Origin of the sequence: Bacilliculturomica massiliensis, from assembly GCF_900605495.1 — a bacterium.
GTDB classification, from domain to species: domain Bacteria; phylum Bacillota; class Clostridia; order Peptostreptococcales; family Anaerovoracaceae; genus Bacilliculturomica; species Bacilliculturomica massiliensis.
Window position 1 is genome coordinate 935,626 of the sequence record NZ_LR027603.1, and the last position, 11,961, is coordinate 947,586.

Annotated in this window: 11 protein-coding genes; all 11 read left to right on the forward strand. The window is 54.3% G+C overall.

Features of this window, described 5'->3' with window-relative positions:
* Position 1: 1 nt before the first annotated feature.
* The 11 genes from ybeY to E0E37_RS13740 all read left to right on the forward strand — a co-directional run bounded on the left by ybeY (position 2) and on the right by E0E37_RS13740 (position 11,873).
* Entirely contained in the window at positions 2-454 is a 453-nt protein-coding gene (gene ybeY, locus E0E37_RS13695; RefSeq protein ID WP_130863560.1) for an rRNA maturation RNase YbeY, read from the forward strand.
* Between the two features lie 26 nt (positions 455-480).
* Entirely contained in the window at positions 481-858 is a 378-nt protein-coding gene (cdd, locus tag E0E37_RS13700) for a cytidine deaminase (protein ID WP_246019734.1), read from the forward strand.
* A 103-nt stretch (positions 859-961) separates the two neighbouring features.
* Positions 962-1,861, forward strand: coding sequence for a GTPase Era (gene era / locus E0E37_RS13705; RefSeq protein ID WP_130863562.1), 900 nt, complete (start codon positions 962-964; stop codon positions 1,859-1,861).
* A gap of 75 nt (positions 1,862-1,936) precedes the next feature.
* Positions 1,937-3,238 (forward strand): HlyC/CorC family transporter, encoded by a 1,302-nt coding sequence (locus tag E0E37_RS13710; RefSeq protein ID WP_130863563.1) that lies wholly within the window; start codon positions 1,937-1,939, stop codon positions 3,236-3,238.
* A 5-nt stretch (positions 3,239-3,243) separates the two neighbouring features.
* The gene (gene recO, locus E0E37_RS13715; RefSeq protein WP_130863564.1) at positions 3,244-3,990 is read left to right on the forward strand and encodes a DNA repair protein RecO; all 747 of its coding nucleotides are present in this window, start codon (positions 3,244-3,246) and stop codon (positions 3,988-3,990) included.
* Positions 3,991-4,026: 36 nt separating this feature from the next.
* On the forward strand, positions 4,027-4,674 hold the full coding sequence (locus E0E37_RS13720) for a DUF4342 domain-containing protein (RefSeq protein ID WP_130863565.1): 648 nt from the start codon (positions 4,027-4,029) through the stop codon (positions 4,672-4,674).
* Between the two features lie 73 nt (positions 4,675-4,747).
* Complete coding sequence (locus E0E37_RS13725; RefSeq protein WP_130863566.1) at positions 4,748-6,151, forward strand: glycine--tRNA ligase; 1,404 nt, start codon at positions 4,748-4,750, stop codon at positions 6,149-6,151.
* Positions 6,152-6,274: 123 nt separating this feature from the next.
* Positions 6,275-8,905, forward strand: coding sequence for a pyruvate, phosphate dikinase (gene ppdK, locus E0E37_RS13730; protein ID WP_130863567.1), 2,631 nt, complete (start codon positions 6,275-6,277; stop codon positions 8,903-8,905).
* A 757-nt stretch (positions 8,906-9,662) separates the two neighbouring features.
* Positions 9,663-9,812, forward strand: a complete 150-nt coding sequence (locus tag E0E37_RS18585) for a hypothetical protein (protein ID WP_165445364.1) — start codon at positions 9,663-9,665, stop codon at positions 9,810-9,812.
* A gap of 293 nt (positions 9,813-10,105) precedes the next feature.
* The gene (locus E0E37_RS13735; RefSeq protein WP_130863568.1) at positions 10,106-11,389 is read left to right on the forward strand and encodes an S-layer homology domain-containing protein; all 1,284 of its coding nucleotides are present in this window, start codon (positions 10,106-10,108) and stop codon (positions 11,387-11,389) included.
* Between the two features lie 253 nt (positions 11,390-11,642).
* Positions 11,643-11,873, forward strand: coding sequence for a hypothetical protein (locus tag E0E37_RS13740; protein ID WP_130863569.1), 231 nt, complete (start codon positions 11,643-11,645; stop codon positions 11,871-11,873).
* Positions 11,874-11,961: the final 88 nt, after the last annotated feature.

Below are 11,961 nucleotides of genomic sequence, written 5' to 3' on the forward strand. Positions count from 1 at the left end.
AATGAATATTATTTTCAGCGATGAGAGAATGCCGGGACAGACTGTAGTCGATCTGATGATCAAGGCTGCGGTGCTTTGCTCGAAGCAGGAGGGCGTGGACCCGGAGCGGGTCAGCGTCAGCGTGACCTTTGTCAGCTCGGAGGAGATCCGCGAATTGAACCGGATCTACCGAAACAAGGATGCGGTGACGGACGTGCTGTCCTTTCCGCAGTTTGAGACTCCCTCGGATACGCCGGAAGAGGGGGAAGTCTGCCTGGGCGACGTGGTCATCTGTTCAGAGCAGGCCCTCATTCAGGCTGACGAATACGGTCACTCGGGAGAGCGGGAGCTGGTCTATCTGTTTGTCCACAGCGTTTTCCATCTGCTCGGCTACGATCATATGACAGAGGAGGACAAGTCCGACATGCGTACCAGAGAAGAGAGCATCATGGAGCAGATCGGACTGACCAGATAGAAACGGAGAGTGGGGAGGCGATGGTCATGACCTACGAAGAATTATATGAAAAGGCGCGGGCTGCGTCGGAATTGGCGTATGCGCCGTATTCCGGATTTAAAGTGGGCGCCGCGCTGCTGACTAAGACCGGGAAAGTGTTTACCGGGGTCAATGTGGAAAACGCATCCTACGGCGGGACCATCTGCGCGGAGCGCACGGCGGCGGTAAAAGCTGTGTCGGAGGGATTTCGGGAGTTTGCGGCTCTGGCCGTTGCGTCCTCCGGGGGCGAAGCGTGGCCCTGCGGCATCTGCCGGCAGTTTCTCTTTGAGTTCGGAGACGATCTGACGGTGATCACGGGAAAGGATTCCGGGCATCTGGAGGTGTGCGGGATCACCGATCTGCTGCCCAACGGGTTCCGCCTGTAGCGCGGCGCGAAATGAGACAGCGCTTACAAACGATACGAATAGCCCTTTGGACTGCAGGAGACGCAGGGACGTTCCGCGGCGCGGAGGGAAATATGGAGGAAATATGCACTCTGGATTCATAGGAATTATCGGGCGGCCCAATGTGGGGAAGTCCACGCTTCTGAACGCCATACTGGGCGAGAAGATCGCCATCACCACGGATAAGCCGCAGACCACGAGAAATACCATACGCGGTATCTACACCAGACACGAGGGCGGACCGGACGACTGTCAGCTGATCTTCATCGATACCCCGGGTATTCACAAGCCGAAGAACAAGCTGGGGGATTATATGACGGAGACGGCGCTGTCCACCCTGCGGGAGGTGGACGCGGTGGTCTTCATCGTGGACGACGGGTTGTCGGCGGGGCCGGGCGACCAGTATATCCTGAACATTTTGAAGGACGTGAAGACGCCCAGGATCCTGGTGATCAACAAGATCGACAAGCTGCCGCCGGACCGGTTCAGGCAGATCTACGAGGAGTACGAGGCCACCGGCGTCTTTGAAGGGATATTTGGAACGGCGGCCATCGAGGGGAAAAATGTAAATGCTCTGCTCGCAAAGATCGAAACGCTGGTGGGCGAAGGCCCCATGTATTTTCCGGAGGATATGGTCACCGACCATCCGGAGCGTTTTATCGTCAGCGAGCTGATCCGGGAGAAGATCCTGATGTACCTCTCCGATGAGGTGCCCCACGGCGTGGCGGTCGAGATCGAGAGTTACCGCGAGGGCCCAAGGCTCACGAAGATCGGCGCGGTCATCTACTGCGAGAAGAAGTCTCACAAGGGCATCATTATCGGGAAAGATGGAAAGAAGCTGAAGGGTATCGGCAAAAGCGCACGTATGGAGATCGAGGCGCTGCTGGGGACGAAGGTTTTTCTGGAGATCTGGGTCAAGGTGAAGGAAAACTGGAGAGACAGCGAAATTGCAATCAGCAATTTTGGATATCAAAGCGAACGGTAGCCGGGCTGACAGGCGGCGTTCGCCGGATCATAACAGAGTTATCACAGTCAGAAAACAAGGAGGGATTCCATCTAAATGGAAAGTCACAGTAGCATCTACATTTTAGTTATCGTCATTTTAATCGTTATGTCGGCTTACTTTTCCGCCACGGAAACTGCTTTCTCGTCGTTTAACCGCATCCGTCTCAAGAACATGGCGGATAACGGCGACAGGCGGGCGAGGGCGGTTCTGCGTCTTTCTGAGGACTACGACAAGCTGCTTTCCACCATTCTGATCGGAAACAATATCGTCAATATCGCAATGACTTCCGTGGCCACCGTGATGTTCATCGATCTGGTCGGCAGCTACGGTCCCACGGTTTCCACGGTGGTGATGACTGTTCTTGTGCTGATCTTCGGCGAGATATCGCCCAAGAGTCTGGCCAAGGAGACCCCGGAGAAGTTCGCCATGTTCTCCGCCCGTTTTCTGCCGGCGCTGATGACGGTGCTGTCTCCGCTCAATTTCCTGTTTTCTCAGTGGAAAAAGCTGATCGCAAAGATCTTTAAAGTGTCTGCAGACGGCGGGATCACGGAGGAAGAACTGATCACCATGGTGGAGGTGGCCGAGACGGAAGGCGCCATCGACGAGCAGCAGAGCGAGCTGATCCAAAACGCCATCGAGTTTGACGAGGTAGAAGTCTGCGACATCCTGAAGCCCAGAACCGACGTGGTGGCCATCGACGCGGACTGTCCCAAGGAACATCTGAAGGAGATATTCCGCGACACGGGATACTCCCGCGTTCCGGTCTATGGAGAAAACATCGACCAGATCCTGGGCGTCATCAATCAAAAAGATTTTCACAATTTTGTGGTCAATACGGATAAGACCATACGCGACTATATTCAGCCCGTCTTTTTTACGGTGGAATCGGCGAAGATCTCTCAGCTGCTGAAAAAGATGCAGAGCGCCAAGACGCACATGGCCGTGGTGGTGGACGAGTACGGCGGCACGGTGGGCATCGTGACGCTGGAGGATATCATCGAGGAGCTGGTAGGAGAGATCTGGGATGAACACGACGAAGTGGAGACGCCGGATTTCCTCTGGCTTGCAGACGGCAAGTGCAGAGTGCGGGGAAACGCAAATCTGGAGAAAATGTTCGATCTCTTCGGTCTCTCGGAAGAGCGGGACGCTACCACGGTCAATGGCTGGGCGGTAGAAGAGCTGGATAAGCTGCCGGAAAAGGGAGACCGCTTCGTCTATCGGAATCTGGAGGCTGAAGTCACCGACGCCGACGGAAGAAAGGCCACGGAACTGATCATAACGGTGCATCCTGTGGAAGATGAGGATGATGAGGATTCAGACAGAAAAGCGGACAAGCGATCTGACAGAAAAGAGTAGCCCCCATGTATACAGATACGGAAGGCATCATATTTAAACAGATAAAAACGGTGAACGGAAGACGTATGATCCTTCTGTTTTCCAAGAAATACGGAAAGATCAGCGCCGGAACGGGGATCAGCGAAAAGGGAAGAGGCAAGTCGGCTCTGGCCATGCGCCCCTTCACTTATGGGAAATACGAGCTGTATAAAAATCGGGATTCCTACAATATCAACGGCGCGGAAGTGATCAGGAGCTATTACCGCATAGGAGAAGACGTGGAAAAATACATGGCGGCTTCCTATGTTATGGAATTTACGGAACAGCTTCTTTCAGAGAACGATCCCATGCCGGAACTGTTCGTGCTCCTTACGGATTTTTTCGAGGTGATCGAGGCGCGGAAAAAGCGGTATGAGACGCTGGTGCTGGCCTATCAGCTGAAAGCGCTGAAGGCGTGCGGTCACATGCCGTGCGTGGACTCCTGCGTTCTCTGCGGTGCGAAGGATGGATTGGTCGGCTTCCATGTGAAGGAGGGCGGACTGATCTGCGAAAAGTGCGCTTCCGCGCTTAATCACAATGACGCATTGATTTATGACGTAAATTTTGGTATAGTAGATATATTAAGATACTTTTTGAGAAACCCGCTGCAGCGGCTGGAAAAGCTGGCTCTGGATGAGAAAGTGGAGGAGCGGCTCTCGCGGATACTCAAGTCGTATATCGAATATCATCTGGATATTCGGAATCTGAAAAGTGAAGGGTTTGTATTATTTTAACTAAGTTGGTATTAAGAGAAAAGGCGGGTGTTTATCATGGAAATCACACTGGAAAAGATCGAACTGGTGAAGGATCGCACGGGGGTCAGCTATAAAGAGGCCAAAGAAGCTTTGGAAAAAGCGGAAGGCAGCGTAGTGGACGCGATCATCAGCATTGAAGAGACGATCGACATCAACAGTAAGAGCCGTATGGGAGAGCAGGGGGCTCAGATCATCGACAAACTGAAGGAAGCGATCCGCAAGGGCAACGTTTCCAAGATCACGATCAAAAAAGACGGCGAGATTCTGCTGAATCTGCCGGTAAATATCGGAATCATCGGCACCGTACTGTTTCCGTGGGCAGCTGTGGCGGCAACCATCGCGGCGTTCGGAACCAAATGCAGCATTGAACTTCTGAAGGACAACGGAGAGATCGTGGACGTCAGCGAGATGGCCTGCGATACGTTTGAAAACGTGAAGGAAAAAAGTTCCGCTATCGCCGACGAGGTGAAAGTGAAGGGCGCCGACGTGATCAATACCGTGAAGGAAAAGGCTTCCGACGCTATGAGCCGAAGCAGAGACGAGGACGGCGAGGACGAGGACGAAGATGAGTGCGGCTGCTGCTGCGGAGACGAGTTCGATTGCGACGACAGCTGCTGTCTGGAGGAAGAGAAGGAAGATCCGAATAAAGACGACAGTCTCTAAAAGGAGATCAGCCGGCCGGTCATGCCGGCCGGCAGTAGAAATGCAAATATCACAAGGAGAAAACGAAGTTAAGATGAAAAAAGATTTGACAATGGATAAGATCGTGGCTCTGGCCAAATCCAGAGGATTTGTATTCTCAGGCTCCGAGATATACGGGGGACTGGCCAATACCTGGGATTACGGTCCGGTGGGTGTGGAGCTGAAGAACAACGTTAAGAAGGCGTGGTGGCGCAAGTTTGTGCAGGAGTCCAAGTACAATGTGGGATTGGACGCGGCGATCCTCATGAATCCCCAGACCTGGGTGGCTTCCGGTCACGTGGGCGGTTTTTCCGACCCGTTGATCGACTGCAAGGCCTGCAAGTCCAGATTCAGAGCCGACAAGCTGATCGAAGAGTTCATGATGGACAAATTCGGTGAAGCGGAAACGGTAGACGGCTGGGGCAATGAAAAGCTGGAAGCTTACATCAGGGAAAACGGGATCAAGTGTCCGGACTGCGGCAAAACCGATTTCACCGGCATCCGTCAGTTCAATCTGATGTTCAAAACGTTCCAGGGCGTCACGGAGGATTCCAAGTCGGAGATCTTCCTGAGACCGGAGACGGCTCAGGGTATTTTCGTCAACTTCAAAAACGTGGCCCGGACCACGAGAAAGAAAATGCCTTTCGGCATCGCGCAGATCGGAAAGTCCTTCCGAAACGAGATCACGCCGGGCAACTTCACGTTCCGTACCAGAGAGTTCGAACAGATGGAGCTGGAATTTTTCTGCGCTCCCGGAACAGATCTGGAGTGGTTTAAGTACTGGAAGGATTACTGCTATAACTGGCTCTCGGCTCTCGGCATGAATATGGAGCACGTTCGCATGAGAGATCACGAGAAGGAAGAACTGTCCCATTACAGCAACGCCACCACGGATATCGAGTTCCTGTTCCCCTTCGGATGGGGCGAACTGTGGGGCATCGCAGACCGGACGGATTTCGACCTGACGCAGCATCAGAATCACTCCGGACAGGACATGAAATATACGGATCCGGTAACCAACGAAAAATATGTTCCTTATTGCATCGAGCCGTCTCTGGGAGCGGACCGCGTCACGCTGGCTTTCCTGGTGGACGCCTACAGCGAAGAGACTGTCACCGATGCGAAAGGCGGGGAGGACACCCGCGTGGTCATGAAATTCCACCCGGCGCTGGCCCCGTTCAAAGCCGCCGTCCTGCCGCTGACGAAAAAGCAGGCGGAGAAGGCGGAAGAACTGCACGCCGAACTTTCCAAGTACTTTATGGTGGACTATGATCTTCCTGGAAGCATCGGAAAGCGCTACAGAAGACAGGATGAGATCGGTACGCCGTTCTGCATCACTGTGGACTTTGACACGGAAGAGGACAACTGCGTCACCGTCCGCGACAGAGATACCATGGAACAGGTGCGTCTGCCTCTGAGCGCGATCAGGGAATACATCGAGGAGAAACTGGTTTTCTAACACCATAAATATATTAATGCGGATGCGGCCGGAATGTCCGGACCGCGGGTGCCGGGCGCGAAGCGCCGGGGCGTAACAGCGGAACGGACGGCCGGCAGAAAATGAGCAGGAGGGAGAAAAGAAATGGGCAAGAAGTACGTATATCTTTTCAAAGAAGGAAACGGCTCTATGCGTGAGCTTCTGGGGGGCAAGGGTGCAAACCTGGCCGAAATGACCAACCTCGGAATGCCTGTACCGCGGGGGTTCACCATTACCACAGAAGCTTGCACACAGTATTATGAGGACGGCGAGAAGATCAGCGATGAGATCCAGGCCGAAATCATGCACTACGTCGCTGAACTGGAGAACATGACAGGCAAGAAGTTCGGCGATCTGGAAAACCCGCTGCTGGTATCGGTCCGTTCCGGCGCGAGAGCCTCCATGCCGGGCATGATGGACACGATCCTGAACCTGGGACTGAACGACACGGTGGTAGAAGCATTTGCCAAGAAGACGGGAAATCCGAGATTTGCTTATGATTCCTACAGACGTTTCATTCAGATGTACTCCGACGTGGTCATGGAAGTGGGCAAAGCCTACTTCGAGAAGCTCATCGACGAGATGAAGGAGAAGAAGGGCGTAAAGCTGGATACCGAGCTTGACGCGGACGATCTGAAGGAACTGGCAGAGCAGTTCAAAGCTGAATATAAAAAAGAAGTGGGAGCAGATTTCCCCACAGATCCCGTGGACCAGATGATGGGCGCCGTGAAGGCCGTATTCCGTTCCTGGAACAATCCCCGTGCGATCTATTACAGAAGAATGAACGATATTCCGTCCTCCTGGGGCACAGCGGTAAACGTACAGGAGATGGTATTCGGAAACATGGGCGATACCTCCGGCACAGGCGTTGCATTCTCCAGAAATCCTGCAACCGGCGAGAAGAAGCTGTACGGCGAGTTCCTGATGAACGCTCAGGGCGAGGACGTGGTGGCGGGCGTGCGTACACCTCAGACCATCGACCAGCTGAAGGAACAGAATCCCGCGGTCTACGATGAATTCTACAAGATCGTATATACACTGGAAAAGCACTACAGAGATATGCAGGACATGGAGTTTACCATCGAAGAAGGAAAGCTCTTCATGCTGCAGACCAGAAACGGCAAGAGAACAGCCGCTGCGGCTCTGCAGATCGCCTGCGATCTGGTGGACGAGGGCATGATCACCGAGAAGGAAGCGGTGTCCATGATCGACCCCAAACAGCTCGACGCGCTGCTTCATCCGCAGTTTGATCCCACGGCGCTGAAGGCTGCAAAGCCTGTTGGCTCCGCGCTGCCCGCTTCGCCGGGAGCGGCCTGCGGCCAGGTAGTATTTACGGCTGAGGACGCTACGGAATGGGCGACGAAGAAGGGCGCCAAGGTCATCCTTGTTCGTCTGGAGACGTCCCCCGAGGATATTGAAGGTATGCACTACTCTCAGGGCATCCTGACTGTGAGAGGCGGAATGACCTCCCACGCTGCCGTCGTCGCCCGGGGAATGGGGACCTGCTGCGTATCCGGCTGCGGAGAGATCAAGATCGACGAGGCCAGGAAGGTGTTTACGCTGGGCGGAAAGGAATTCCACGAGGGAGACTTTATCTCGCTGGACGGCTCTACCGGAAATATCTACGGTGAGGCCATCAAGACCGTTGAAGCGTCTATCTCCGGCAATTTTGACCGTCTCATGAAGTGGGCGGACGAGTACAGAACGCTGAAGGTAAGAACCAATGCGGATACGCCCAAGGACGCCGCTCAGGCTATGAAGTTTGGGGCTCAGGGCATCGGACTGTGCAGAACAGAGCACATGTTCTTCGATTCGGAGAGGATCGCCGCCATGAGAGAGATGATCGTTTCCAAGAACGTGGAGCAGAGAAAGACCGCGCTGGCCAAATTGCTGCCCATGCAGAGAAGCGACTTTGAAGGTATCTATGAGGCGATGCAGGGCTACCCTGTGACCATCCGGTTCCTGGATCCGCCGCTTCACGAATTCCTGCCCCAGGACGAGGAGGATATCGCCGCCCTGGCAAAAGAGATGAAGATGGAAGTGGGCGACCTGAAGGCCGTTATCTCTTCGCTGCATGAGTTCAACCCCATGATGGGACACAGAGGATGCCGTCTCGCCGTCACCTATCCGGAGATCGCAGAGATGCAGACGACCGCTGTGATCCAGGCGGCGCTCAACGTGCAGAAGAAGCATCCCGAGTGGGATCTGGTTCCCGAGATCATGATCCCGCTGGTCGGCGAGGTCAAAGAGCTGGCTTACGTGAAGAATGTGGTCGTGGAGACCGCTGACAAGATCATCGCGGAAGCCGGGTCCGATATGAAGTACATGGTGGGAACCATGATCGAGATCCCCAGAGCGGCGCTGACCGCCGATGAGATCGCAAAGGAAGCGGAGTTCTTCTCCTTCGGTACAAACGATCTGACCCAGATGACCTTCGGGTTCAGCCGCGACGACGCCGGAAACTTCCTGGATGCTTATTATGAAAAGAAGATCTACGAGAACGATCCCTTTGCCAGACTGGACCAGATCGGCGTAGGCAAGCTGGTAGAGATGGCCGTAGAGCTGGGCAAGCGTACCAGACCGGATATCAAACTGGGTATCTGCGGAGAGCACGGCGGGGATCCGTCTTCCGTGGAGTTCTGCCACAATGTAGGCCTGAACTACGTATCCTGTTCTCCGTACCGCGTGCCCATCGCAAGACTGGCTGCGGCGCAGGCGGCGATCAAGGCAAAATAGCATTAAAGGCGAAATTGTTTAGGGGCAGTGCCCCAAGACAGAAATTGCATTAAGATGAACCGGATTGCCTGAGGGTATTTCCGTGAAAGGAGATAGGGCGCGCTGTCATTCCGTGTTTGGAAGGAACGGCGCGCCCTATCTGCGTATATGGCACGCTGCGGGCTATGGGGAAAAATCCGGCGCTATGCAGATCATTGCAGATCATCCATCATTTGCGGCAGGATCGTTTTAAGGATGTGGGGATATTGATCGTGAAAAAGTATCGATGCGATGAAGGGCGCCTTCCATCCTGATGAATAGTTCTACATCAAAGATACAGAATAGGCCGCATCTCGCGGCGGCGGGACGTCTGGAACGGGTCTGTTTTGCTCGTACAAAACTCGTTTAAAAATAGGGTGTGCTGAAAATCCGTGTTTGGAACAATGGCACACCCTATTTGCATATGGGCAGGGCGCTGACGCTGACGCCGGCGCAGTGACTTCCGGGCAGCTGGGGAAGGACGGAACTTGAATCTCTGGCGCCGGCGACAACGCGGCACAGTGACTTCCGGGCGGCCGGGGAAGAGAAAGCGTGCCTTCTGATGAGATCGCGGTCTCTGGCTGAGATCTGAGTCTCTGGCTGAGATCTGAGTCTCTGGCTGAGATCTGAGTCTCTGGCTGAGATCGGAGCCTGGTGGCTGTGATCGGAGCCTTCTGGCTGAGATCGGAGCGTGGTGACTGTGATCGGAGTCTCTGGCTGAGATGGGAGTCTGGTGACTGTGATCGGAGTCTGGTGGCGGAGGACCAGCGCGGTCAAAATATTTCCGGATTTCGTCGAGGGGGACCGGGAGCTGGCGGCTCCGCCGGCCGATGCTGCGTCAGGGCGGCTGTATCAGGACTACTGCATCACGGCAGATGCATCACGGTAGAGGAATGGGTGAGAACGGAAGAAAAAACTCATTTTCACCGAAATCGAGCCGTGTTTTATGCGAGTTCGATTATTTTTTTCGAAAGTGGCACAAATCCTGTAAATATATAGTAAAAACAGTGCTGAAACGGCGGCGATTTAGGTGAAACAGCAGATTTTTAGCGATTCTTGCATACGGAGCAGGCCGCCAGAAGGGTTGGAGCAAGACAGGGAGAGTGAATAAGGCCGGAAACGCATAAATCTTTCCGGTGAGATGAGAGATGAAGTCGAGCCCAGGTATATGGAGGAGTGACGATGAAGCAGTTAAAGAGATGGACGGGGTGTTCGCTGGTTATCCTGATACTGACGGGGCTTTTTCCCGTGTCAGGTTTTGCGCAGGAAACTCTCCCCATTGACGCCCGTACAGCCAGCGTGTATGGGGAGGTTTTGACCGGAGAGATCGGACAGTACGGTATAACCGATGGTCGTGAGGATCCGGTTAACAGAAGTCCGGCGGACAAGGGTATTCAGTATGCCGGATTAATCGACATGAATGAGGACGGGACTGATGAACTGGTGATCTTTCGCTATGAAAGCGGCAACGCCGCCAACATTGGGATCTGGACCTGTAAAAATGGACAGGCGGTGAAAACTGCGGAGCATAACGTACCGGCGGACGGATGGGTGATGAACTATGTCATACCCATGTCCCGTTACGGAGAAATGGCGATCTATATATACGCATCCGAAGAGTTCCTTTACATGGACGGCTCTGTATCGGATGTGCACGAGAGAGTCATACTCGATCTGGATGACGCTTTCGCCTACGGAGAGGGGACCGTCTGGTTCTATAATGAGAAGCGGGCAAAAGCGGTGAGCGAGCTGCAGGCAGATCTGGAAAAGCGGGCGAAACAGCAGGGAGCAGGAGGCACCGGCGACACTGGTGATGCTGGTGATGCCGGCGCAGGGACGTCCGTGGGGCCGGGGACGGTAAGCGTGCCTTCCGACTGGGCCCGGAGTCTGGCGGAGGAAGCCGACGGGGCTAAAATCGTACCTGATTCCGTGAAGGCGGATTATCACAGGGCTATCACCCGGGCGCAGTTTGCCGAGATGGCGGTTCAGGCCATCGAAGCAGGAGGAATGACGCTGCCCAAGGGAGATGCCTTTGCCGACTGTTCCCTGGATTACGTTCTGAAAGCCCGGGCTGCGGGAATTGTCAGCGGCTCCGGAAATAACATGTTCGAGCCTGATTCGTTTATCCTCAGAGAGGAAATGGCGGCGATGATCGTGAATACCTCGCAGTATATGATGAAGCAGGGAGGGTATTCCTACATCAGCGGTATCAATGACGCCGAAGCGGAAGAGTCGATCATGGCCAGACCTGAATACCAGGAGGTATCGGACTGGGCCCGGAAGTTCATGCGTCGGGCGCAGGACGAGGGGCTGATCCTGGGGACGGGTTCAGGCTTTGCACCGCGGCAGAATACCACCTGCGAAGAGGCGGTCATCATCGCGTGGAAGGCGGCCCATCCCTATATCGATGCGATGAAGGGCGCATTCGATCCTGATAAATATTTCTATATCAAAGACACAGAATAGGCCGGCAGACTGGCGGGCCCGCCGGCCTATTGTGCATCAGAGCAGCTGCATCACAGCAGAGAAATGGGTGAGAATTGAGAAAAAAACTCATTTTCACCGAAATCGAGCCGTGTTTTAGGCGAGATCGATTATTTTTTTCGAAAGTGGCACAAATTATGTAAATATATAGTAATCATGGCGCTGAAACAGCGGTGATTTAGGTGAAATAGCAGATTTTTAACGATTCTTGCATACGGAACAGGCTGTCGGAGGAGTGGAAGCAAGGGGGAGGAGTTGGAACAAAGCGGGAGTGACAGTGCAGGGGGGAGTTGGATGCAAGGCGGGAGTGACAGTGCGGGAGGGAGTTGGAAGCAAGGCGGGAGGGACCGTGCAAGGCGGGAGTGGACAGCGCAGGAACGGAAGGAAAACAGCGCAGGGCGGGGAGATGGAGAGGGAAGCGGGGGAGGGTCTTTGCAGGCTTGCCGTGGGGCCTGGATATACGTGAGAAACGTGAATTCCGTTGCATTGGCTGCCGCGGGGTTGTATAATATCACATAGCAAAGCAGGATAAACAGATCGATGTTGGGAGGATG

Coding starts and splice junctions, on each gene's coding strand:
- ybeY (WP_130863560.1), top strand. CDS start 2: ATGAATATTATTTTCAGCGATGAGAGAATGCCGGGACAGACTGTAGTC.
- cdd (WP_246019734.1), top strand. CDS start 481: ATGACCTACGAAGAATTATATGAAAAGGCGCGGGCTGCGTCGGAATTG.
- era (WP_130863562.1), top strand. CDS start 962: ATGCACTCTGGATTCATAGGAATTATCGGGCGGCCCAATGTGGGGAAG.
- E0E37_RS13710 (WP_130863563.1), top strand. CDS start 1,937: ATGGAAAGTCACAGTAGCATCTACATTTTAGTTATCGTCATTTTAATC.
- recO (WP_130863564.1), top strand. CDS start 3,244: ATGTATACAGATACGGAAGGCATCATATTTAAACAGATAAAAACGGTG.
- E0E37_RS13720 (WP_130863565.1), top strand. CDS start 4,027: ATGGAAATCACACTGGAAAAGATCGAACTGGTGAAGGATCGCACGGGG.
- E0E37_RS13725 (WP_130863566.1), top strand. CDS start 4,748: ATGAAAAAAGATTTGACAATGGATAAGATCGTGGCTCTGGCCAAATCC.
- ppdK (WP_130863567.1), top strand. CDS start 6,275: ATGGGCAAGAAGTACGTATATCTTTTCAAAGAAGGAAACGGCTCTATG.
- E0E37_RS13735 (WP_130863568.1), top strand. CDS start 10,106: ATGAAGCAGTTAAAGAGATGGACGGGGTGTTCGCTGGTTATCCTGATA.